Annotated in this window: 20 protein-coding genes; 10 read left to right on the top strand and 10 right to left on the bottom strand. The window is 64.1% G+C overall.

What is annotated here, in order from left to right:
* Positions 1 to 121 precede the first annotated feature (121 nt).
* Both AC0969_RS04500 and AC0969_RS04495 read left to right on the top strand, forming a co-directional pair.
* A complete protein-coding gene (locus AC0969_RS04500; RefSeq protein WP_479622939.1) occupies positions 122 to 811 on the top strand; it encodes a DUF3334 family protein in 690 nt (229 codons plus the stop codon).
* A 191-nt stretch (positions 812 to 1,002) separates the two neighbouring features.
* Positions 1,003 to 1,797: a ZIP family metal transporter gene (locus AC0969_RS04495; protein WP_479622938.1), complete on the top strand. Its 795-nt coding sequence runs from the start codon at positions 1,003 to 1,005 to the stop codon at positions 1,795 to 1,797.
* Positions 1,798 to 1,951: 154 nt separating this feature from the next.
* On the opposite strand, the gene AC0969_RS04490 is transcribed toward AC0969_RS04495, so the two are convergent.
* Both AC0969_RS04490 and AC0969_RS04485 read right to left on the bottom strand, forming a co-directional pair.
* Entirely contained in the window at positions 1,952 to 2,428 is a 477-nt protein-coding gene (locus AC0969_RS04490) for a DUF4019 domain-containing protein (protein WP_479622937.1), read from the bottom strand.
* A gap of 106 nt (positions 2,429 to 2,534) precedes the next feature.
* On the bottom strand, positions 2,535 to 3,509 hold the full coding sequence (locus AC0969_RS04485; RefSeq protein WP_479622936.1) for a LysR family transcriptional regulator: 975 nt from the start codon (positions 3,507 to 3,509) through the stop codon (positions 2,535 to 2,537).
* Between the two features lie 153 nt (positions 3,510 to 3,662).
* On the opposite strand from AC0969_RS04485, the gene AC0969_RS04480 reads away from it, so the two are divergent.
* The 3 genes from AC0969_RS04480 (at position 3,663) to AC0969_RS04470 (ending at position 7,793) form a co-directional block, all read left to right on the top strand.
* A complete protein-coding gene (locus AC0969_RS04480) occupies positions 3,663 to 4,673 on the top strand; it encodes a TRAP transporter substrate-binding protein (RefSeq protein WP_479622935.1) in 1,011 nt (336 codons plus the stop codon).
* A 147-nt stretch (positions 4,674 to 4,820) separates the two neighbouring features.
* Positions 4,821 to 6,602 (top strand): IlvD/Edd family dehydratase, encoded by a 1,782-nt coding sequence (locus tag AC0969_RS04475; RefSeq protein ID WP_479622934.1) that lies wholly within the window; start codon positions 4,821 to 4,823, stop codon positions 6,600 to 6,602.
* Between the two features lie 9 nt (positions 6,603 to 6,611).
* Positions 6,612 to 7,793, top strand: a complete 1,182-nt coding sequence (locus AC0969_RS04470; protein WP_479622933.1) for a fumarylacetoacetate hydrolase family protein — start codon at positions 6,612 to 6,614, stop codon at positions 7,791 to 7,793.
* A 101-nt stretch (positions 7,794 to 7,894) separates the two neighbouring features.
* Here the strand turns inward: AC0969_RS04470 and AC0969_RS04465 are convergent, their stop codons facing one another.
* Positions 7,895 to 8,869, bottom strand: a complete 975-nt coding sequence (locus AC0969_RS04465) for a DMT family transporter (protein WP_479622932.1) — start codon at positions 8,867 to 8,869, stop codon at positions 7,895 to 7,897.
* A gap of 95 nt (positions 8,870 to 8,964) precedes the next feature.
* The gene (locus tag AC0969_RS04460) at positions 8,965 to 9,591 is read right to left on the bottom strand and encodes a TetR/AcrR family transcriptional regulator (RefSeq protein ID WP_479622931.1); all 627 of its coding nucleotides are present in this window, start codon (positions 9,589 to 9,591) and stop codon (positions 8,965 to 8,967) included.
* Between the two features lie 156 nt (positions 9,592 to 9,747).
* On the opposite strand from AC0969_RS04460, the gene AC0969_RS04455 reads away from it, so the two are divergent.
* The gene (locus AC0969_RS04455) at positions 9,748 to 10,410 is read left to right on the top strand and encodes a hypothetical protein (RefSeq protein WP_479622930.1); all 663 of its coding nucleotides are present in this window, start codon (positions 9,748 to 9,750) and stop codon (positions 10,408 to 10,410) included.
* On the opposite strand, the gene AC0969_RS04450 is transcribed toward AC0969_RS04455, so the two are convergent.
* The 5 genes from AC0969_RS04450 to AC0969_RS04430 all read right to left on the bottom strand — a co-directional run bounded on the left by AC0969_RS04450 (position 10,373) and on the right by AC0969_RS04430 (position 16,336).
* On the bottom strand, positions 10,373 to 11,557 hold the full coding sequence (locus AC0969_RS04450) for a DUF1501 domain-containing protein (RefSeq protein WP_479622929.1): 1,185 nt from the start codon (positions 11,555 to 11,557) through the stop codon (positions 10,373 to 10,375). The two genes, AC0969_RS04455 and AC0969_RS04450, sit on opposite strands and share 38 nt — an antisense overlap.
* Before the next feature lie 9 nt (positions 11,558 to 11,566).
* Positions 11,567 to 13,090: a DUF1800 domain-containing protein gene (locus tag AC0969_RS04445; RefSeq protein ID WP_479622928.1), complete on the bottom strand. Its 1,524-nt coding sequence runs from the start codon at positions 13,088 to 13,090 to the stop codon at positions 11,567 to 11,569.
* Between the two features lie 64 nt (positions 13,091 to 13,154).
* Positions 13,155 to 14,000, bottom strand: coding sequence for a sulfurtransferase (locus AC0969_RS04440; protein ID WP_479622927.1), 846 nt, complete (start codon positions 13,998 to 14,000; stop codon positions 13,155 to 13,157).
* A 78-nt stretch (positions 14,001 to 14,078) separates the two neighbouring features.
* Positions 14,079 to 14,990, bottom strand: coding sequence for a DMT family transporter (locus AC0969_RS04435; RefSeq protein WP_479622926.1), 912 nt, complete (start codon positions 14,988 to 14,990; stop codon positions 14,079 to 14,081).
* Positions 14,991 to 15,193: 203 nt separating this feature from the next.
* Positions 15,194 to 16,336, bottom strand: coding sequence for an aromatic ring-hydroxylating oxygenase subunit alpha (locus tag AC0969_RS04430; RefSeq protein WP_479622925.1), 1,143 nt, complete (start codon positions 16,334 to 16,336; stop codon positions 15,194 to 15,196).
* Positions 16,337 to 16,569: 233 nt separating this feature from the next.
* Between AC0969_RS04430 and AC0969_RS04425 the strand changes: the two genes are divergently transcribed.
* The 4 genes from AC0969_RS04425 (at position 16,570) to AC0969_RS04410 (ending at position 20,910) form a co-directional block, all read left to right on the top strand.
* Positions 16,570 to 16,815, top strand: coding sequence for an exodeoxyribonuclease VII small subunit (locus AC0969_RS04425; RefSeq protein WP_479622924.1), 246 nt, complete (start codon positions 16,570 to 16,572; stop codon positions 16,813 to 16,815).
* A complete protein-coding gene (locus AC0969_RS04420) occupies positions 16,812 to 17,765 on the top strand; it encodes a polyprenyl synthetase family protein (RefSeq protein ID WP_479622923.1) in 954 nt (317 codons plus the stop codon). The genes AC0969_RS04425 and AC0969_RS04420 overlap by 4 nt, the downstream gene beginning before the upstream one ends.
* Positions 17,766 to 17,791: 26 nt before the next feature.
* A complete protein-coding gene (gene dxs / locus AC0969_RS04415) occupies positions 17,792 to 19,699 on the top strand; it encodes a 1-deoxy-D-xylulose-5-phosphate synthase (protein WP_479622922.1) in 1,908 nt (635 codons plus the stop codon).
* Positions 19,700 to 19,827: 128 nt separating this feature from the next.
* Positions 19,828 to 20,910, top strand: a complete 1,083-nt coding sequence (locus AC0969_RS04410; protein ID WP_479622921.1) for a TRAP transporter substrate-binding protein — start codon at positions 19,828 to 19,830, stop codon at positions 20,908 to 20,910.
* A gap of 44 nt (positions 20,911 to 20,954) precedes the next feature.
* Here the strand turns inward: AC0969_RS04410 and AC0969_RS04405 are convergent, their stop codons facing one another.
* On the bottom strand, positions 20,955 to 21,425 hold the full coding sequence (locus AC0969_RS04405; protein WP_479622920.1) for a hypothetical protein: 471 nt from the start codon (positions 21,423 to 21,425) through the stop codon (positions 20,955 to 20,957).
* Between the last annotated feature and the right edge of the window lies 1 nt (position 21,426).

The raw sequence follows: 21,426 nt of genomic DNA, 5'->3' as shown, positions 1-21,426 counted from the left end.
CGACAGACCGCGAGGTCTATGGCCTACTTTGGTTACGGGGCCGTATTTTTTTGCTTGCAGGTTCTTACATCGCCTATGCTCTGGCACTCTTTCGTTTTCCCATAGCAGAACCCTAAAAATCATGAGCATGCAAGAATCCCCCGTCATTTTTGGCACCGAAGATCTGCTGTTGAGCCTGTGCAACTCGGTGACACGGGTGCTGAACGTGGCGACCAACAGCCATATCCATTACTCCGGTATGGTGCAGCGCATCAGCAAAACCTGCCTCAAGCCCGATATCGGCTGTTTTGTGCTGTTTGACGGCGGCTTTTCGGGTCTGGTGATCATCAACTTCACGGCCGAAGCGGCTATGGAGCTGTATGAAACCTATCTGCTCAACATGGGCATGCCCAAAGAGGAGCTGGTGACCAGCTACACCTCGGACGAAGTGAGCAACGTGATGGGCGAGCTGATGAACCAGGTGGTGGGCGATTTCACCGGCAAGGTGCAGCGCGAACTGCAAACCCAGATCACCCAGAACCAGCCCAAGATGCTGGTGCTGAACAAGCAGGTGATCATGAGCGTGGATGCCAATCTCGACAAACCCGAGGCCCGCCGGGTGACCTTCTACACCGGCAAAAACAATATTTTTTACCTGGAGCTGGCGGTGGACAACATCCAGTTCATCAAGATGGTGGATTTTGAAGTGCAAGACCGCCCCGACCCGACCGCTCTGATGGACCAGGTACACAGCAACGAGCTGGCCGTCCCCGGCCCGGTGCATGCCAGCAACAGCGATACCGACGATTTCCTGAAATCCTTGGGTATGTAATTAGGCACACCCCCAGGCTACAGAGCTTCGCTTCTTTCGCCACCCCCCTTGCAGGGGGCAACACCAGCAGCCTGGCGGAGCCAGTTCTGCGGTGTTTCTGGAAGGCGCACGTTCTGTCTGCACGAGGGGTATGTGCAGTGACGAAATTTCCTTTTAACCCCTCTGCGCATATTCTGCGTGCATATACAGCTATGATTTTGGTAGCAATTTTGGTTGCCACCCTGTGTGCCGGTATCGGCAGCGTGTGGGTGGCGGCGGTGTTGAGTTTTGGGGTGCTGGCCCGCTACACCCAGCACATGCTGAGCCTGGCGGCGGGGGCGCTGCTGGCCACGGCGTTTATGCATTTGCTGCCCGAAGCGTTTGAGAGCCAGTCCAGCGCGCAAGAGCTGTTTGGCACGCTGCTGGTGGGTCTGGTGTTCTTCTTTTTGCTCGACAAGGCCGAGTTGTGGCACCACGGGCATGAGCACCACCACGGGCCCCAGGCTGCGTCTGGACATAGCCACAGCCACCACGACCACGCACATACCCCTGCCCGCACCGGTGGCTGGGCGGTGCTGACCGGCGACAGCGTGCATGCATTTGGCGACGGTATTCTGATTGCCTCGGCTTTCATGGCCGATCTTAAATTGGGCTTTGTGGCGGCGCTGGCGGTGTTGGTGCATGAGGTGCCACACCACATGGGCGATCTGGTGGTGCTGCGCGGCAGCTCCAGCAACCGCCGGGTGGCCCTGCTCAAAGTGTCACTGGCTGGCGCGGTGACCGCGCTGGGCGGCATGGTGGGCTATGGGCTGGTAGATTTGCTGCACGACTGGCTGCCGTACTTTCTGGTGGTGGCCAGCAGTAGCTTCATCTACGTGGCGCTGGCCGATCTGATTCCGCAGCTACAAACCCGCCTCAGCGCCCGCGCCACCGCTGCGCAGATTACCTGGCTACTGGTGGGTATGGGCTTGGTCATGTTGGTGAGCCGCTTGGCCCACGGACATTAAATTTGGCTCATCCCCAGGCTGTGCATTTCTAGGGCAAGCGCAGCGATGCCCCCTCGTGAACAGCGCAGGACTGGCTCCGCCAGACTGCTGCTGTTGCCCCCTGCAAGGGGGTGGGCGGAAAGCGCTTGCGCTGGAGCCTGGGGGTGTGCCAAGCCTATTTGGGTTGGTAGCCGATGACGCGCCACTGGCCATCGGCTTCGCGTACGGTGGTCACCACTTCTTCCACGTCTTTTTTGTCCGAAAACTGGGTGTCAAAAACGGCGGTGACGTATTCACCGGCAGGCCGACCGGCCAGGGTGGTCTTGTAGGCTACGGTGGAGGCGGTGCGGCTCTCAAATGCGCCAAACGGTGCACGCACGCCGGGGATGCTGTCCATCCACGCGCCAATCGGCACCATGTTGCGAAACAATTGGCTGCTGGCCTCGTAGGCCCCACCCCAGTTGCCCCGGTCCAGCATGGACAACCAACCGGCGGCGGCGAGCTGGCCTTCGGCTTGTTTGGCGAGTTGCTCTGGGTTGGCACTGGCGGTAGGGGCTGCTGGTGCCAGCGTCTGGGCCGATACCAGGGGTGCAAAAAATGCGGCCGATGCGGCCAGTACCAGCACGAGAGGGGTGCATTTAATCAAGGTCATAGGGCTTCCGGTAGCAATGGAGTCGGGCTGGCAGGCATTCCGCCAGATACAACGCACCAGTGTAGGCGGACAGCCATGCGCCTTGGTAAAGCTGCTGCGTACGGTTTTAGGCGGCGGTGGTTTCGGCAAGCTTGTCCGCCACCCCCCGCAATACGTCCATGAAGGCCTGCGCAGCGGGGGGTAGTGGCTCGCCCAAACGGGTGATCAGGCCGTAGTCGGGCATGCCGCCTGGCAGGTCGATGGGGATACGGGCCAGCAGGCCTTTTTGCACGTATTTATCCACCAAGGCGGCGGGTTGCAGGGACAGCATGGGGGTGGTTTGCAGCAGCTCCAGGGCGAATAGGAACGACGGGGTTTCGACCACGCCCGAGGTGGGGGTCAGGCCGGTGCTGGCAAAGATGTCGTCCGACACCTTGCGCAGGGCGGTGGACGGCGGGTACAAAATCCACGGCCAATGGGTCAGCGCGGCCAGGCCCGGGTCGGCCACGCCACGCAGAGGGTGGTCCACCCCGGCCACCACCTGTAGCGCCTCGCTGGACAGGCGGGTGTAGGCGAACTGGGCTCGCTGCGCCGGGTCGGTAAAGCGGCCAATCATCAGGTCGATCTTGCGTTCGGCTAGCCACACGATCAGCTGGTCGCTGCTTTGCTCCAGAATTTTGAGCACCAACAGCGGGCGCAGGCGCTGGATTTCGGCCACCGAGGCCACCAGCAGGTGCGCGGCCGATCCGCTGATGGCCCCAATCGCCAGGTGGCCGTGGCCGCCTTGTTGGAGGGCGTTGAAGCCGTCCACAAACTTGCGGTGCCCGGCCAGTGCGGTGTCGGCATAGCGCAGGGTGAACAGCCCCAGCTCGTTGGGCCGCATGCCGCGCGGCAGGCGGTCGAACAGGCGGGCCTGGAAGATGTCTTCAATGTCCACCAATATCTTGGTGGCCGCCGGTTGGGTGATGTGCATCTGCTCGCCGGTGAGGCGCAGGTTGCGGGTCTGGCCCAGGATGTCCAGAAACTGCAAATGCCGAAACCGCAGCCGCCCGCAGGCTTGCGCTACGGACAAGGGTTTACCAGAAAAGGGCTCTTTACTCATAAGCGTTTGGAATGGATAAGGGCAAAAAATTCAGTGGACTCTAACCGCTGCCGGGCCTAACCTCCGCCCTGTGCCACGACTGCCCGCCAAAGGGTAGCGTGGTGACTATGGGTTCTTCCATCGCACCCCAGCCATTCCATTGGAGACAAAAAAATGAAGTTCACACACCTCGCCGTAGCCGCCACGGTATGCACCGCCTTGGCCGCCCTGAGCACCCCCGTGGCCGCGCAGATCAAAGAACATGCGTTCAAGGTGGGTATCGGCCTGAGCGACGACCACCCCCAGGCCCTGGCCGTCAAATATTTTGGCGAACAGCTCATGGCCAAAAGCGGCGGAAAAATGAGCGCCAAGCTGTTTGCCAGCGGCTCGCTGGGCAACGACGTGAGCATGACCTCGGCGCTGCGCGGAGGCACGCTGGAGATGACCGTACCCGACAGCTCGACCCTGGTGTCGCTGATCAAACCCTTTGGCGTACTCAACCTGCCGCTGACCTTCAACAACGAACAAGAGGCCGATGCGGTGCTGGACGGCCCCTTAGGCCAAAAGCTGCTGGCCAAACTGCCCGAAAAAGGCCTGGTCGGCCTGGGCTACTGGGAAAACGGCTTTCGCCACGTGACCAACTCGCGCCGCCCCATCACCAAGGCCGACGACATCGCCGGGCTGAAGCTGCGGGTGATCCAGAACCAGCTGTTCCTGGACACCTTCAGCGCCCTGGGGGCCAACGCCACGCCCATGCCGTTTACCGAGCTGTACTCGGCCATGGAAAGTGGTGCGGTAGATGGTCAGGAGAACCCGCCCGCCACCATTTTGGCCAGCAAGTTCTTTGAGGTGCAAAAGCACCTGGTGCTGTCGCGCCACATGTACAGCGCCTGGGTGCTGCTGATGTCCAAAAAAGCCTGGGACGGACTGTCGCCCCAAGAGCAAGGCATCGTGACTGACGCCGCCCGCGAAGCCACGCTATATGAGCGCAAAACCATCCGCGCATTCAGCGACAAAGCCTTGGGCGAGCTGAAAAAAGTAGGCATGCAGATCACCGAACTTGCGCCCGCCGAGCAGGCCAAAATGCGCACCAAGCTGCAGCCCGTGCTGGCCAAATTCAGCAAGGAATTTGGCGAGGACACCAGCAGCGAGCTGGCGGCTGAACTGGCCAAGCTGCGGAAATAAATACGCACCGTTAACGATGGCCCGCCCCCACCCCAACCCTCCCCCGTGGGGGGAGGGAGCAAAACGGGGACCTTGACTTACTCCCTCCCCCTCCGGGGGAGGGTTGGGGTGGGGGCCTCCCCCCTTCCACTTTTAAATCCCCCCACTATGGAAAAAACACCTGTCCGCCCGTTTCGCTCCCGCGAGTGGTTTGCCGACCCGCAGCGCTCGGACATGACTGCGCTGTATTTAGAGCGCTTTATGAACTACGGGCTCACGCCCGAAGAGCTGCGCTCGGGCCGCCCCATCATCGGCATTGCGCAGACCGGCAGCGACCTGTCGCCGTGCAACCGCATCCACGTAGACCTGGCGCGGCGCGTGCGTGAGGGCATCCGCGATGCGGGCGGCATCCCGATGGAGTTTCCGGTGCACCCCATCTTTGAGAACTGCCGCCGCCCCACCGCCGCGCTGGACCGCAACCTGGCCTACCTGGGGCTGGTGGAAATTTTGTACGGCTACCCCATCGATGCCGTGGTGCTGACCACCGGCTGCGACAAAACCACGCCTGCGGGCATCATGGCCGCCAGCACCGTGGACATTCCGGCCATCGTGCTGTCGGGCGGGCCGATGCTGGACGGCTGGCACAACGGCGAGCTGGTGGGCTCGGGCACGGTGATCTGGCGCAGCCGCCGCCAGCTGGCCGCAGGCGAGATTAATGAGGAAGAATTTTTGCAGCGCGCCTGTAGCAGCGCCCCGTCGGCGGGCCACTGCAACACTATGGGCACGGCCTCCACCATGAATGCGGTGGCCGAGGCGCTGGGCTTGTCGCTGCCCGGCTGCGCCGCCATTCCGGCCCCGTACCGGGAGCGCGGGCAGATGGCCTATGCGACAGGGCGGCGCATCGTGGAGATGGCCTATGAGGATCTGCGCCCCTCGCGCATCCTGACGCGCGAGAGCTTTTTGAACGCCTTGTCGGTGGTCAGTTGTGCGGGCGGCTCCAGCAACGCGCAGGTCCACATCATGGCGATGGCCCGCCACGCCGGGGTGGAACTGCACCCGCAAGACTGGACCACCCACGCCTACGACCTGCCCCTGCTGCTGAACATGCAACCCGCCGGTAAATTTTTGGGCGAGCGCTTCTTCCGCGCCGGGGGCGTGCCCGCGCTGATGTGGGAGCTGCAACAGGCGGGCCGCCTGCATGGCGACTGTTTAAGCGTCACCGGCAAAGCCATCGCCGCCAACCTGGAAAATCGCGAAACCAACGACCGCGAGGTGATCTACCCGTTTGCCGCGCCGCTGATGGAGAAGGCGGGCTTTTTGGTGCTGAGCGGCAACCTGTTCGACTTTGGCATCATGAAGACCTCGGTCATCTCGCCCGCCTTTCGCGCACGCTACCTGAGCAGCCCGGGCGCTGAGGGCATTTTTGAGGCCCGCGCCGTGGTGTTTGAAGGGGCCGACGACTACCACGCCCGCATCAACGATCCCACGCTGAACATCGACGAAGGCTGCATTCTGGTGATGCGCGGCGCAGGGCCGATCGGCTGGCCGGGCTCGGCCGAGGTGGTCAACATGCAGCCACCCGATGCGCTGATCCAGCGCGGCACCCTGACCCTGCCGACCCTGGGCGATGGCCGCCAGTCGGGCACGGCCGACAGCCCGTCGATCCTCAACGCCTCGCCCGAGAGCGCGGTAGGCGGCGGCCTGAGCTGGCTGCTGAGTGGCGATACGGTCCGCATCGACCTGAACGCGGGAAGCTGCAATGCGCTGGTGCCGCCAGAAGAAATCGCCCGCCGTCGCCGCGAGCTACCCGCCCCGCCGATCCCGCCCAGCCACTCCCCCTGGGAAGCGCTGTACCGCGAGAAAACCGGCCAACTGGTAGACGGCGCCACGATGGACTTTGCGCTGGACTACCGGCGCATTTCTGAAAACACCCCCCGTCACAACCACTGAAAGATTTGCATGAGCGAAGCCCCCAACATCCTTCCCCACGACGGCCTGGCCGGCACCCTGGTGGGCCGCGTCTGGCTGCCTGGCGTGCTGCCCGGCCCGGCCGTGGTGGCCCTGCGGCCCGAGGGCGTTTTCGACCTGAGCGCGCACTACCCCACGATGAGCACCTTGCTTGATACCGCCCAGCCTGCCGAGGCCGTGCGCAAAGTCCCCGGCCAGCGCCTGTGCAGCGTAGATGCCCTGCTGGCCAACAGCCTGCCCGGCAGCCGTGACACCACCCAGCCCTATCTGCTGGCCCCGTGCGACCTGCAGGTGGTCAAGGCGGCAGGCGTGACCTTCGCCGCCAGCCTGATCGAGCGCGTGATCGAGGAGCAGGCCCGGGGCGATGCCAGCCGTGCCCAGAGCCTGCGCAGCCAGGTCACCGGGTTGATAGGGGCCAGCCTGGCCGACATGCGCCCCGGCTCACCGCAGGCGATGGCGCTCAAAACCCTGCTGCAAGAAAAAGGCCTCTGGTCGCAGTACCTGGAGGTGGGCATTGGCCCGGATGCCGAGGTGTTTACCAAGGCACCGGTACTGGCCTCGGTGGGCTGCGGTGAAGACATCGGGATCCGCGCCGATTCGGCCTGGAACAACCCCGAACCCGAGGTGGTGCTGGCCGTCAACAGCCGGGGCAACATCGTGGGCGCCAGCCTGGGCAACGACGTGAATCTGCGCGACATCGAGGGCCGCAGCGCCCTGTTGCTGGGCAAGGCCAAGGACAACAACGCCTCCTGCGCCATCGGCCCGTTCATCCGCCTGTTCGACGCGGGCTTTGGGCTGGATGCGGTGCGTAACGAGACGGTACACCTGCATGTGGCCGGGGCCGACGGCTACCAGCTGCGCGGCATCAACACCATGGCCAGCATCAGCCGCGACCCGGTGGACCTGGTGGCGCAAACCCTGTCGGCCCACCAGTACCCTGACGGTTTCATGCTGTTTTTAGGCACGCTGTTCGCCCCCATCGAAGACCGCGACCAGCCCGGTGGCGGCTTCACCCACAAACTGGGCGATGTGGTCACCATCCGCAGCGCCTGGCTGGGCGGCCTGCACAACCGCGTAACGCACAGCGAGACGGCGGCCCCCTGGCGCTTTGGCTTGCGCGCCTTCATCAGCAACCTGGCCCAACGCGGTCTGCTGCAAGGCCATACGCTTTGAACGTGCTCCACACGCACCTGTTCACCCGCCACTTTTCGTGAGCCACTTTGTCGCGCACCGCAAAGCCGTCGGTGACGCAGCTGGACAGGCCGCGCTGAGGTTCAGGCGGCAGGCTGTGGGCTACCCAGCTTGCGCGCAGGCTGCTGCGCCCGGTGGAACGATCCCACCGCCGCAATCACCCCCAGCAGCAGCAGTGCGATACCGCCGGCCTCGGACACGCTGGGCCAGCGCTGCCGGGCGATGAGGCCGAAGGTGGTGGCGAAGATGGTTTCCGTCACGATGAGTTGCCCAGCTAGGCCTATCGGCAAGCGCCGGGTGGCGATGGACCAGGCCCAGGACGCACCAATCGACCCCAGTATGGCCAGTGCCAGAGCCGACATGAGCAAGGGGGCAGCGGTGGCCCACGCCAGGCCGATACGCGGCACGTGGAACAAATCCAGCGACAGGCCCAGCGGGATAAAGGCCACCACCTCGAAGGTGCCGCCCAGCATCATCAGGCCGGTCCAGGTCAGCGCGCCCATGTGGGGCCGTTTGCGCAGCGCCGCCTGGTTGCTGATGCCAAACAGTGTCCACAGTGCGACTGCGGCGATGGAGAAGCCGATCCCGAGCAGCGTGTGGTTCAGGGGGGTGTTGGTGTGGCGGGTGAATCCTTCGGCGTTGACCAGCAGCAGCCCGACCAGGGCCAGGGCCAAGGGCGGTGCCAGGCTGCGCCAGGAGATGCGGTCGGGTCCGAAATTGCCAATAATGGCCAGCACCACCGGCACCGTGGCCACAAAGGCCGGGGGGATCACCGGTCCGGCGTAAATTACGGCGGCGGCAATGGTCAAAAAATACCCCACGTAGCCAATCAGGCCCAGCCAGGCCGCCACCAGCCAGTCCATTGCGCTCAGCCCACGCAGTTGGCGGGGCGCGGCCAGCAAGATGCCCAGCGCAAATACGCCCGAGATCAAAAACCGGCACACCGCCAGGTCGTAGATGGAATAGGGGCCGATCACGTAGGGGGCAATAAAGCCCAGCGACCATGCAAATGCGGCAAATATGGCGGCCACCACGCCCAGCACAAGCTGTTTTCCCATCCCCGTCTCCCGGTTGTATAGGACACAAGGCTAGGCATTCAGCAAATGCTTGCTTTCAATACGGCACCACAAAGTAGTTGGTATGCGACACCTTCTTAAGCCTTCTGAGTCGCCTGGCTCAGCAAGCCAATAAACACCCCAAGCAACTTGTGCGCACTCTGCCAGCCGGTAGCCGAGTCCAGGCCCCATTGTGCGAAATGCCCGTCGGTCTGCATGCGGGCCAGGCCGTAGACGGTGGCCCGGGCCAGCACGGCCAGGGTTTGCGGGTCGACGGACTGGGCCGCGCCTTGCTGCTGGGCCAGCTGAACTGCTTGCACCGTCATGTCGCGCAGCTCCTGGTTGCGCTGCGCCATGCCGCTGGCGGCGGCGTAGTCGATCTGGTCGCGCGCCGACACCACCCGAAAGTGCATGGGGTGCTGCTCGGCCCATCCCAGATAGGCCTCGCCCAGCGCCTGCAGTTGCTCAAGGCCGTGCTGACGGTGGGCGGCCACGCCGGTGGCCATGCCGATGCGCAAGCGCTCGGTGGCCTCTTCGGCCACCGCTGTCAGCAAGGCTTTGCGCGATGCGAAATGCCGGTACGGCGCGCTTGGCGCTACGCCCACGCGGCGGGCCACTTCGCGCAGGCTGAGGTGCTCGGTGCCCACCTCTTCGGTCAGTTGTACGGCCGCGTTTAGCAGGGTCTGGCGCAGGTTGCCATGGTGGTAGGCGCGGGGCGTGGGCATGGGCGTGTCCAATATGTGAGCGTTTTTCATCATATGACCAGAAGCCAATATAGACCATCGCAATAATGTGAGCACCTTGTAACGCGGTTCGACGGCGTGCACCCAAGCCCTTAGTCTGCGGCCAGCTCTGCACGGTGCAGAAAACAAAGGACCGATATGACCAAACCTCTCTCCCCGCTGGTGGGAATCTCTGCCAGCCGAACTGCGGCCACTGGCCCGCGCTGGACCTTGCTGGCCGGGCTGTCGTTGGCGCTGCTGGCCATGGCGGCGCTGATTCTGGCCGCGATGCCCGATGCGTCCGGCATGCGCCAGCTGATCCGCGCCACGGCGCGCACCTCCTTGCTGCTGTTTGTGCTGGCGTTTACCGCGTCGGCCCAGGCGCGGCTGTGGCCGGGTGCCTGGTCGCAGTGGCTGTGCCAACAGCGCAGGCAACTGGGGCTGGCGATGGCGGTGTCGCATGCCATCCACGCGGGTGCGATTGCGGGTTATGCGCTGCTCGACCCCTTGTCTTTCCAGGTCCATCTGGTGCAGAGCAACCCGGTGCCGGGCTACATCGGCTACGCCTTTATCGTGGCTATGGCCGCCACCTCGTTTGACCGCAGCGCCGCCTGGCTGGGGCCGCGCGCCTGGCGCTGGTTGCATGTGGGCGGCGTGTACTTTTTGTGGGTGAGTTTCATGGTGACGTTTGGCAAGCGGCTGCCGCAGTCGGGGGCGTATGCAGTGCCGGTATTGATCTTGCTGGCAGCCCTGGGCTTGCGGCTGTGGCCCGAGCTCGTGCGGCTTACACCAGGCCGAGGTCCCGAGGAGCCACCCCGGTAAACACCTGCTCCAGCTGCTTGCCATTCAGCCCAAACTGCCGTCCAAACAGCCCGGCCAGCACGGCGCGGTATTCGTTGAGCACCGGGTAGTCGCGGTTCTGGAACAGGCTGGCTTGCTCCACGCGCACCTGTTCGCCTGCAATTTTCGCGCTGCGCAGGCCGCCGCCCAGTACCCAGTAGACCGAGCCGTGGCCGTGGTCGGTGCCCCGGTTGCCGTTCTGCCTAAAGGTGCGGCCAAACTCGCTGGCCACCACCACCGTGGTGTTGCGCCAAGCGGCGGGCCCCATCTCTTGTGCAAAGCTGGCCAGGCCCCGGCCCAGCTCTTCCAGGCGGGATGCCAAATAGCCGCTGGCACCGCCCTGGTTGACGTGGGTGTCCCAGCCGCCCACGTCCACAAAGCCCAGGTTGTAGCGTTCTTTCATCAGGCGTGCGATGCGCTGTGCTTCCAGCTCGAAGCCCTTGGCGTTGATCGCCCCCCGGCTGGCGGCCACCATCTCGGTGCTGAGTTCGCGGGCCACTTCGTCGCGCACCGCAAAGCCCTCATTGACCCGGCCCGCCAGCGCGCTGCCCTGGTACATGGCGGCGATGATGGCCGTTTGGCGCGGGTCTACCGCCGGTTTGGCGATGGATTTGAGGGCCGTGTTGGGCACTTGCACGCTGCCCTGCATCACCAGCGGCAGGCTGTCGGTGAATGCCATGGGCTCGGCACCATTCACCACCGAGGCCAGGCGGTTCATGAAGCCGGAGCGGTAGTTTTTGGGGCCCGTCAGCGGCTGGCCGAGCTCGATGCTGTCCTGCGTCTCGAAGTGGCTGCGCGACACATCATCGGTGCCTGCAAACGGGATGAAGCTGGCCTCGCCCTTTTGCCACAGCGGGTAGATCGTGTCGCGCAGCGCCGGGTGCAGGCCCCAGTCGGTGTTCAAGGCGATGGCCGTGTTCAGGTCTGCCCCCGGGCGGGGTACGGCAATGTCGGGGCGGGACGCGTAATAGAAGTCGCTGGAGGTGGGCACGAGCAGATTCGCCGCGTCGTAGGCTCCGCGCAGAAAGACGAACAGCAGCCGGGACTGGGCGGCGGGCGCGGCGAACAGCTGCCCGGCGTTGAGCAAGGGCAGGGCAGCGAGAGACTGGAGCAGGTGGCGGCGGTGCATGCGATTCCTTTACCGGTGCATGAGTTCGGGCGACGACAGCAGAAAGCTGTTCCATTCCTGCGGCGATGTGGCCTGGGCCAGGGCGTTCTGGGTGGTGGGGCTGAGGGTCTGGCCCAGGGCGCGGTAGTACAGGGCGTTGGCCAGCTGCGGAAAGGCGGGCTTCTCCAGTGGCTGGGGGCCGTCGGTTTTGAACAGCCCGGCATTCCCCGAGCCGATGGCCTTGGCAATTTCAAACCGGGTCGCCATCTGGCCGGGGCTAGACCAGGCGGCGCTGTCCAGCGCATAGCCGTCGGGGCTTTGGCGGCCATACAGGGGCTGGCCCATGCGGTTGAGCCAGTTCAGCAGGGGGCCGACGTTGAGGATGGGCTTGTCGTCATACGCCAGCCGCACGGCAGACACCACGTAGTGGATTGGGTCTTTGAACTTTTGCCCCGCGCCCTGCGCATATTCAGGTGAGGAGAGCAAGGTCTGCAAGGTGGCGGCAATGTCGCCGTCACTCTGCAAGAAGCGCTGCGCCATGCGCTCCACCAGCGCGGGCGGCGGGGTGTCACTGAGCCAGTACTGGGCCAGCTTGCGGCTGATGTGGTGGGCGGTGGCCGGGTGCCGGGCCAGGCGGTCCAGGGCTTCGTCCAGTTCGGCCAGACCGTGGTTACGGATGGGTTGGCCGAGCAGGGTCTTACTGCCGTAATCGTGCCGGTTCGGGTTGAATTCGAACAGGCCTTGGCGCACATAGTCGGCTTGCAGTTCTTTGCGCAGTTTCGGTGCGTCGGTGCCCAGGTTTACGCCCACGCCTGTGAGCACGCGGGCCATTTCTTGTACGTCCTGCTGGCTGTAGCCTGCGCCCACGCCCAGGGTGTGCAGTTCCATCAGTTCGCGGGCGTAGTTTTCGTTGATGCGGTTGGCGGCGTTTTGCTCGTTGTCCAGGTAGCGCAGCATGGCCGGGTGGTGGGCTACCGCACCCAGCAGGTCGCGGAACTTGCCCAGTGCGTGCGGGCGCAGGGCGGTTTCTTCATAGTCGCCCACCAGGGCGCGCAGATTGGCTTTGTACTGGTGGACGTTGAAGTGGTTCAGCCAGAACCAGGCCATTTGCTCCTGGACCTGGTTGCTGGAATACAGCGCGCGCAGCAGATGCCGGGTGGCGGCCTCGCGGCCCAGGCGGTTCAGCTCCTGCTGGTAGGCCTGCTGGGCGGCTTTTTTGTCGTCGTCATTGGCAAAGGTGGCATCGGCATCTTTTCTGCGCTTGTCCATGTCTTGCGCCAGCGGCACCAGCGCGGTCTGGCTGATGGTCATGGCCGCAATCTGTTGCTGGACTAAAGGGGGCAGGGTGGCCGGACCGGGGTGCAGTTGCTGGCCCAGATAGGCGTTCAGGCCCTGCTGCTCGGCCAGCGCCAGGGCGGCCGAATTGGCACCCCAGGTCAGGCGGTTGGTGTGCTGGTAGGCCTCGGCGACGGGCGTTGCGACGGTCGGCGCACGGGGCGTTGCGCAGGCTGCCAGCAGCAAGAGCAGGAAGGCGCAGGGCCAGCGAAGTTGCATTGCAAGTCTCCTAGGGTGGAACGCTGAGTGTTCAACGGTTGGCAAGCGGCTTTCGCTGACCTGCTTAGCCCTTTGCAAAAGGGCGTTCTGGGTCGCTGCACCAGTCGCTCCAGCTGCCTGCGTACAGCCCGGTGCGGCCCAGCCCGGCGATTTCCATGGCGATCAGGTTCGGGTTGGCGCTGACCCCGCTGCCACAGTGGTGAACTACCGTGGCCGGGTCGCGGTGGCCCAGCAGGGCGGTGAATTCGGCGCGTAACTGGGCTGCGGATTTGAATTTTCCGTCGGGCCCTAGGTTCTGGCTGAACGGGCGGTTGAGTGCACCGGGGATGTGGCCGGCCACCGGGTCCAGCGGCTCCACCTCGCCCTTGAAGCGCGGGGTGGCCCGGGCATCGACGATGGTTTGGATGGCACGGCCCAGATTGTTTGCTACTGTTTTTGTAGCTACTAGCGTAGACAGTGATTGCGCTGGAACGAAGTTTGTTGAGAATTTATGGGACTCGGCCTCAGCGGTCACCGCGCCGCCTGCGGCTGCCCAAGCTTGTAGGCCACCGTCCAGCACGGCCACCGCCTCCACGCCCACCCAGCGCAGCATCCACCACAGGCGGCCCGCGTAGTTCACGCCGTTGCGGTCGTACACCACCGCCTGCATTCCATTCGCAAAGCCCACGCTGCTTAGCCAGGTGGCAAAGGCTTCCTGCGTGGGCAAAGGGTGGCGGCCACCGGAGGCAGCGGGGCCGGTTTTGGCGCTGAGGGCGGTGTCCAGGTGGGCATACACCGCGCCGGGGATGTGGGCCGCCCGGTAGGCCTGCTCGCCCGCGTCGGGCTGCATGAGGTCGAAAGTGCAGTCGAACACCATGTGCGGCGTGGTCAGCGTCTGGAGTTGCTCGGCGGAAATGATCGTGGCGTACATAAGCTTCCTTTAGTGTCAGGACTTACGCAAGACCCTCTGTGCGCCCAGAGGGCGACACAGAGGGCGCTGCGTAAGTCCTTAGTGTTCTTCGGCAGGTGCGTTCGGCGCAGCGCGGGCGCGCAGCACGGTGGCGGCAATGCCGCTGGCCGTAATCAGCGCCATGCCGGCCCAGCCCATGCGGCTGATGTTGTCGCCAAACAGCACCAGACTGTAGATGGCGGCAAACACAATGCCCGAATATTGCAGGCTGGCCACGGTGAGCATCGCTCCTTCGGTCTTGGCTCCCGAGTAGGCGCGGGTCATGAACAACTGGCCTAGCGCGGCCAGCAGGCCGATCGGCAGCAGCCACAGCGCCGCCGCCCCATCCCATGCCGACTGTGGCCCCACCACCAGCACACCCACACCGCCCGCGATAGCGGAGCCCACGGCAAAGTAAAACACGGTGCGCGCTTCGGGCTCACCCATGCGCGACAAGGCCATCACCTGCATATAGGCAAAGGCCGCGCCCAGGCCGGAGAGCAGGCCGATCAGCCCGGCAAACATCTCGTTCTGGTCCAGGCTGGGGCGCAGCACCATCACCACGCCGACAAACCCGGCCAGCACCGTGAGCACCAGCGGGCCTTGCTGCAAGGCGGCGATGCCGTTACCGGGCCGCCACGCCAGCAGCATGCCGCCGACCAGAAAGGCCGCAATCCACACGCTGCTCATGTAGTTCAAGGTCATGGCGGTGGCCAGCGGCAGGTGGGCGATGGCGTAAAACCACGACCCCAGCGAGACCACGCCGATGGTGCTGCGCCAGGCGTGCATGCCGGGGTAGGCGGTTTTCAGGCTGACCCCCTGGACGCGGGCCAGCGCGGCCAGCAACAGCATGCCGATCAGACCCCGGTAGAACACCAGTTCGGCCGAGTTGAAGTGGGCCGAGGCAATCTTCACGCAGACCCCCATGCTGGCAAACACAAATGCCGCCAAAACCATCCAAAGTGCCTGCATATTTTTGGAACACCCCCAGGCTACAGCGCTGCGCGTCTTGCGCCACCCCCCTTGCAGGGGGCGATACCAGTGGCCCGGCAAAGCCGGTTCCACGGTATCTCTGGCGCTGACCGTTCTGGCGTTAGGTTGGGATTATGTGTGAGTTAAATTTATAAGAAATAGGCCGCTAGCGCATATAAAACAAGCGGAAGTAGCTATTTATTTTATAGCGTTTCACTGCCCATTGACCGGCGGTACCACTCGTGGAAATGCTGCATGCCGTCTTCCATCGGGCTCTGGTAGGGGCCAACCTCGTTGTCGCCGCGTTGCAGCAAAGCCTTGCGGCCCGCGTCCATGCGCAGGGCGATTTCGTCGTCTTCCACGCAGGTTTCCATGTAGGCGGCCTGCTGGGCTTCGACGAAGTCGCGCTCGAAGGCGGCGATTTCTTCGGGGTAGTAGAACTCCACCATGTTCAGCGTCTTGTTCGGGCCGATCGGGTGCAGGGTGGACACGGTGAGCACGTGCGGATACCACTCGACCATCACGTTCGGGTAGTAGGTGAGCCAGATCGCGCCGTGCTTCGGCTTCGTGCCCTGGTTGTAGGCACTGAGCGCATCCTGCCAGCGCTGGTAGGCCGGGCTGCCCGCCGCGCCCAGGCGCTGCGCCAGGCCGACGGTTTGCACCGAATACTGCTCTTTGAACTCCCATTGCAGGTCGTCGCAGGTCACAAAGCCGCCCAAGCCGGGGTGGAAGGGGCCGACGTGGTAGTCCTCTAGGTAGACCTCGATGAAGGTCTTCCAGTTGTAGTCGCACACGTGCAGTTCCACGTGGTCGAGCACATGGCCGGTGAAATCCAGGTCGGCCAGCGGGCCCATGCCGGCCAGGTCGGCTTGCACGTCGCGGCTACCTTCAAACAGCAGCCCGTTCCACTCTTGCAGCGGGTACTGGTTCAGGTTCAAACACGGGTCTTGGGCGAAATGCGGCGCGCCCAGCAGCGTGCCGGTAGGGGCGTGGGCACCTCCGCTGTACGTCCAGCGGTGCAGTGGGCAAACGATATTCCCCCCCGCGCTGCCCTGCTGGGTCGTGTTCAACGAACCCCGACCCTTGAGCATCACCGCCTGGCGATGGCGGCAGACGTTGGATATCAGCTCCACACCGCGAGGCGTGCGCGTCAGCACCCGGCCCTCGCCCTCTTGCGGCAGGGCATAGTAGTCGCCCACCTCGGGCACGGCCAGTGTGTGGCCGACATAGCGTGGCCCTCGCTGGAAAAGTGTGGCGACTTCGCGCTGGAACAGCGCGTCATCAAAGTAGCTTGAAACTGGTAGTTGGCTTGCGGCCTGCTGCAGTTGAAGACTTAAATCAGACATGGGTTGTCCTGACAAGGCTCCCCCTATGAAGGGGCAGGGTAGGCGCTAGATCTGTGGACGGACCGAAGATGTTTGCGCGGAAAGGGCTCCGACAGCGCTGGAAAAAGGGCTCCAGCCCGTGGCGAAAAGAGGGGGCATTGTAACGGTCGGACCGGTTTTTCTGCCCGGGCCTGCTGCGCCAGTGCCTGCCCGTAAAATCGACCGTCTCTTTATATTCCATCCACAGCACCCCCATGCCCAAGGCCGCCGCCAAACCCGAATCCACCGCAGCCCAGCCTGCCAGCTACGAGGCCGCCCAGGTCGAGCTAGAGCAACTGGTCGGCCAGCTCGAATCAGGCCAGATGCCGCTGGAGCAGCTGCTGGGCGGCTACCAGCGCGGGGCCCAGTTGTTGCAGTTTTGCCGCGACAAGCTGGAGGCTGTGGAGCAGCAGATCAAGGTGCTGGACCAGGGCGTGCTCAAGCCCTGGGCGCAAGAATGACCCCGGCCATCTTCGATTTACCGCGCTGGAGCCGTGATGGACTGGCCCGTGTCGAACAGGCGCTGAGCGACTGGGTGGCCGCTGGGGGCTGGGTCGATGCCGAGCACCCCGCCCCCGCCGCCCTGATCGAAGCCATGCGCTACGCCGTGCTGGACGGCGGCAAGCGCCTGCGCCCACTGTTGGTGCTGGCCGCCCGCGAAGCTGTAGCCAGCTTTGATCCTGCTGGCGTGGCCGTGGGTCTGGATGACGCCGCCCTGCGCGCCGCCTGCGCTGCCGAGCTGATCCACGCGTATTCATTGGTGCACGACGACATGCCCTGCATGGACAACGACATCCTGCGCCGGGGCAAGCCCACCGTGCACGTGCAGTTTGGCGAAGCCCAGGCGCTGCTGGCGGGCGATGCCCTGCAAGCCCTGGCGTTTGAAATTTTGACCCCCGAAGGTGCCCTAGTGCCGCCCAGCGTGCAGGCCACGCTGTGCCGTCTGCTGGCGCAATCTGCCGGTTACCAGGGCATGGCGGGCGGGCAGGCCATCGACCTAGCCAGCATCGGTCTGGCCCTGTCTGAGAACGAACTGCGCTGCATGCACCGCCTGAAAACCGGGGCCCTGCTGCAAGGCAGCGTGATGATGGGCGCGGCCTGTGCCGCCCAGCCTCTGCCTGCAGCTACCCGCACCGCATTACAAACCTATGGCGCGGCCCTGGGCCTGGCCTTCCAGGTGGTGGACGACATTCTGGATGTGACCGCCGACTCGGCCACCTTGGGCAAAACTGCGGGCAAGGATGCCGCCCAAGACAAACCCACTTACGTCTCCCTGCTCGGGCTGGACCGCTCCCTGGCCTACGCCCAGGAGCTGCTGGCCCAGGCTCTGGCGGCGCTGGATGCCAGCGCATTACCCAACACCCAGGCGCTGCGTGCGCTAGCCGACATGGTGGTCAACCGGTCCAGCTAGACGGTGCCCGCTTCAAGAAAAAAATTATGAACCCTGCGTCCTACCCGCTGCTGGAAACCATCAACACCCCTGCCGACCTGCGCCGTCTGCCGCGTGCCGACTTGAAACCACTGGCCGACGAGCTGCGCGCCTTCGTGATCGACAGCGTCTCCAAAACCGGCGGCCATCTCAGCTCCAACCTGGGCACGGTCGAATTGACGGTGGCCTTGCACTACGTGTTCAACACGCCGGAAGACCGGCTGGTGTGGGACGTAGGCCACCAGACCTATCCGCACAAAATCCTCACCGGGCGGCGCGACCGCATGGACAGCCTGCGCCAGATGGGCGGTTTGTCGGGTTTTCCGACCCGCACCGAGAGTTCGTTTGACGCGTTCGGCACGGCGCATTCCAGCACCTCCATCTCGGCCGCGCTGGGCATGGCGATGGCGGCCAAGCAACTGGGCGACAAGCGCCACAGCGTGGCCATCATCGGCGACGGCGCGATGAGCGCGGGCATGGCCTTTGAGGCGCTGAACAACGCCGGTGTCTGCGACTGCAACCTGCTGGTCATCCTGAACGACAACGACATGAGCATCAGCCCGCCGGTGGGCGCGCTGAACCGCTACCTGGCCCAGCTAATGAGCGGCCAGTTCTACGCCGCTGCCAAAAATGTGGGCAAACAGGTGCTTAAAGGCGCGCCGCCGCTGTTCGAGCTGGCCCGCCGCCTGGAGCAGCACGCCAAGGGCATGGTGGTGCCCGCCACGCTGTTTGAGCAGTTTGGCTTCAACTACATCGGCCCCATCGACGGCCACGACCTCGAATCGCTGATTCCCACGCTGGAAAACATCAAACACCTCACCGGCCCGCAGTTTCTACACGTGGTGACCAAAAAAGGCCAGGGCTACAAACTGGCCGAGGCCGACCCCGTGGCCTACCACGGCCCCGGCAAGTTCGACCCCGCCGTGGGTCTGCAAAAAGCCGCTGCACCCGGCAAAGCCACCTTCACCCAGGTGTTTGGCAGCTGGCTGTGCGACATGGCTGCGCAAGACAGCCGCCTAGTCGGCATCACCCCCGCCATGCGCGAAGGCTCGGGCCTGGTGGAGTTTGAAAAACGCTATCCCCAGCGCTACTTTGATGTGGGCATTGCCGAGCAGCACGCGGTGACGTTTGCGGCGGGCATGGCCTGCGAGGGCCTGAAGCCAGTGGTGGCCATCTACTCCACCTTCTTGCAGCGCGCCTACGACCAGTTGATCCACGACGTGGCCCTGCAAAACCTGCCGGTGGTGTTCGCCCTGGACCGCGCCGGGCTGGTAGGGGCCGATGGCGCCACCCACGCCGGGGCCTACGACATCCCGTTTCTGCGCTGCATCCCCAACATGGGCGTAGCCTGTCCGGCAGACGAGAACGAATGCCGCCGCCTGCTGAGCAGCGCCTTTGTGCAAGACAATCCGGTCGCTGTGCGCTACCCACGCGGTGCCGGGGCTGGTGCGGCGATGGAGCCGGGTTTGCAGCCTCTGCCCTACGGCAAGGGCGAAATCCGCCGCCAGGGTGCGCAGCCCGGCGGCATCGCTATTCTGGCCTTCGGCACCTTGCTCTACCCCGCGCTGGCGGTGGCCGAGGCGCTGGATGCCACGGTGGCCAATATGCGCTGGGCCAAGCCGCTGGACGTGGCGCTGCTGTTGCAGATCGCCGCCACCCACACCGCCCTGGTCACGGTAGAAGACGGTGCCGTACTGGGCGGTGCGGGCAGTGCGGTGCTGGAGGCCTTGCAGGCCGCAGGTATCACCCTGCCGGTGCTGACGCTGGGCTTGTCCGATACCTTCATCGAACACGGCGACCCGGCGGTGCTCATGGCCCTGCAAGGGCTGGATGCAGCGGGTTTTCAAAAATCTATAGAAAAACGCTTCCCAGCGCAGGTATATAAAGCGCAAGTAGCTATTAAATTGGTAGCGTGATGGGGTGGGCGGCGCAGGGGAAAACCCGCGCCAAAACGGTGTTTGCGGCTCCCTACAATCTGCGCTGACCGCACCCGCTGCCGGCCTCAACTGCGGCAGCATCTAATTCATCAATGGGAGTAATTTCAATGGACCGTCGTTCCCTCATCAAACATTCCGGCATCGCAGGCATTTTGGCCGCTGGCATGGCTCCGGCAGTGCACGCCCAGGCAGCCGTTCGCTGGCGCCTGGCCTCCAGCTTCCCCAAACCGTTAGATACGATTTACGGCGCTGCCGAGGTGTTTGCCAACGCGGTCAAGGCCATGTCGGGCGGCAAGTTTGAAATCTCGGTCCACGCGGGCGGCGAATTGATGCCCCCATTCGGCGTGGTAGACGGCGTGCAGCAGGGCTCGGTTGAGATGTGCCACACCGTGCCGTACTACTTCTACGGCAAGAACCCCGCATTCGCCATCGGTGCCGCCATTCCCTTTGGCATGAACGCACGCCAAATGAACGCCTGGATGATGCACGGCAATGGCCGCAAGCTGATGAACGAGTTCTACGGCAACTATGGCATGGTCAGCTATGCCGGCGGCAACACCGGCACGCAGATGGGCGGCTGGTTCCGTAAGGAAGTCAAGACCGTGGCCGACCTGAAGGGCCTGAAGATGCGCCTGGGAGGCGGCTTGGTGGGCGAGGTGATGGCCAAGATGGGCGTGGTGCCCCAGAGCATCCCTGGTGGCGAAATCTACCAGGCGCTGGAAAAAGGCACGATCGACGCCGCCGAATGGGTCGGCCCCTACGACGACCAGAAGCTCGGCTTCGCCAAGGTTGCGCCGCATTACTACTACCCTGGCTGGTGGGAGGGCGGCCCCGAGGTCGACTTCTTCATCAACCGCAAGGCTCTGGATGCCCTGTCGCCCGAGAACCGCGCGATCGTGGAAGCCGCCACCACCGTAGCTGCAGTGGACATGTTGGCCAAGTACGATGCCCGTAACCCTACGGCACTGAAGCAGTTGATCGGTGCCAAGGTCAAGCTGTTGCCGTTCTCCAAAGAGATCATGGACGCGTCCTTTAAGGCGGCGCAGCAGGTCTATGCCGAGAACGATGAAAAGAGCCCCGAGTGGAAGAAGATTTTTGCCGACTTCCGCGCCTTCCAGCGCGACCAGGTGGCCTGGTTCCGCGTGGCCGAAGGCCGGTTTGACAGCTACATGCAAAGTGTGAAGCTGTAAGCCACGCCCCTAAAAAAACCGCGCTTTGGCGCGGTTTTTTTCGTTTAGAGGTTCCGAAACGCCTTCAGCTCTTTGACGATGCGCTCGAACTCGGCCACCAGCTCGGGCGTTGCGCCGTAGAACACCATGAACTTGCCCATCAGCGTGCGCACATACAGGCGGGGCGCGATGAGCCAGTCCAGCCCGGGGATGCGGATCAGCTTGCCGTAGGCCAGGTCGTCAAACGGCATCTGCTTGTCCCAAATCCAGCCCTGGTGCAGGCCCTCGGCGCTGACGCGGGTGCGACTGCGCAGGATGTGCCACCAGGTCCAGGCCATCATCGCCAGCCCGGCGGCAAACCACACCACGCCGGTGCTGCGGGTGGTAGCCAGCATGCCGCTGGTCAGCAACTCTGCCAGCCAGACGGCACACCCGCCGACGATGGCCGTGGCCAGCAGCTTGAAGAGCGGGGAGAAGGCGGCGGCTTCCACCGGGCTGCCATTGCCCGGTACAAAGCGGAAAGGAGCGGGGCCCACG

This window comes from Rhodoferax sp. LB1P47, from assembly GCF_056521445.1.
This window is presented reverse-complemented; position numbering and strand designations above follow the sequence as displayed.

Coding starts and splice junctions, on each gene's coding strand:
- AC0969_RS04500 (WP_479622939.1), top strand. CDS start 122: ATGAGCATGCAAGAATCCCCCGTCATTTTTGGCACCGAAGATCTGCTG.
- AC0969_RS04495 (WP_479622938.1), top strand. CDS start 1,003: ATGATTTTGGTAGCAATTTTGGTTGCCACCCTGTGTGCCGGTATCGGC.
- AC0969_RS04490 (WP_479622937.1), bottom strand. CDS start 2,428: ATGACCTTGATTAAATGCACCCCTCTCGTGCTGGTACTGGCCGCATCG.
- AC0969_RS04485 (WP_479622936.1), bottom strand. CDS start 3,509: ATGAGTAAAGAGCCCTTTTCTGGTAAACCCTTGTCCGTAGCGCAAGCC.
- AC0969_RS04480 (WP_479622935.1), top strand. CDS start 3,663: ATGAAGTTCACACACCTCGCCGTAGCCGCCACGGTATGCACCGCCTTG.
- AC0969_RS04475 (WP_479622934.1), top strand. CDS start 4,821: ATGGAAAAAACACCTGTCCGCCCGTTTCGCTCCCGCGAGTGGTTTGCC.
- AC0969_RS04470 (WP_479622933.1), top strand. CDS start 6,612: ATGAGCGAAGCCCCCAACATCCTTCCCCACGACGGCCTGGCCGGCACC.
- AC0969_RS04465 (WP_479622932.1), bottom strand. CDS start 8,869: ATGGGAAAACAGCTTGTGCTGGGCGTGGTGGCCGCCATATTTGCCGCA.
- AC0969_RS04460 (WP_479622931.1), bottom strand. CDS start 9,591: ATGCCCACGCCCCGCGCCTACCACCATGGCAACCTGCGCCAGACCCTG.
- AC0969_RS04455 (WP_479622930.1), top strand. CDS start 9,748: ATGACCAAACCTCTCTCCCCGCTGGTGGGAATCTCTGCCAGCCGAACT.
- AC0969_RS04450 (WP_479622929.1), bottom strand. CDS start 11,557: ATGCACCGCCGCCACCTGCTCCAGTCTCTCGCTGCCCTGCCCTTGCTC.
- AC0969_RS04445 (WP_479622928.1), bottom strand. CDS start 13,090: ATGCAACTTCGCTGGCCCTGCGCCTTCCTGCTCTTGCTGCTGGCAGCC.
- AC0969_RS04440 (WP_479622927.1), bottom strand. CDS start 14,000: ATGTACGCCACGATCATTTCCGCCGAGCAACTCCAGACGCTGACCACG.
- AC0969_RS04435 (WP_479622926.1), bottom strand. CDS start 14,990: ATGCAGGCACTTTGGATGGTTTTGGCGGCATTTGTGTTTGCCAGCATG.
- AC0969_RS04430 (WP_479622925.1), bottom strand. CDS start 16,336: ATGTCTGATTTAAGTCTTCAACTGCAGCAGGCCGCAAGCCAACTACCA.
- AC0969_RS04425 (WP_479622924.1), top strand. CDS start 16,570: ATGCCCAAGGCCGCCGCCAAACCCGAATCCACCGCAGCCCAGCCTGCC.
- AC0969_RS04420 (WP_479622923.1), top strand. CDS start 16,812: ATGACCCCGGCCATCTTCGATTTACCGCGCTGGAGCCGTGATGGACTG.
- dxs (WP_479622922.1), top strand. CDS start 17,792: ATGAACCCTGCGTCCTACCCGCTGCTGGAAACCATCAACACCCCTGCC.
- AC0969_RS04410 (WP_479622921.1), top strand. CDS start 19,828: ATGGACCGTCGTTCCCTCATCAAACATTCCGGCATCGCAGGCATTTTG.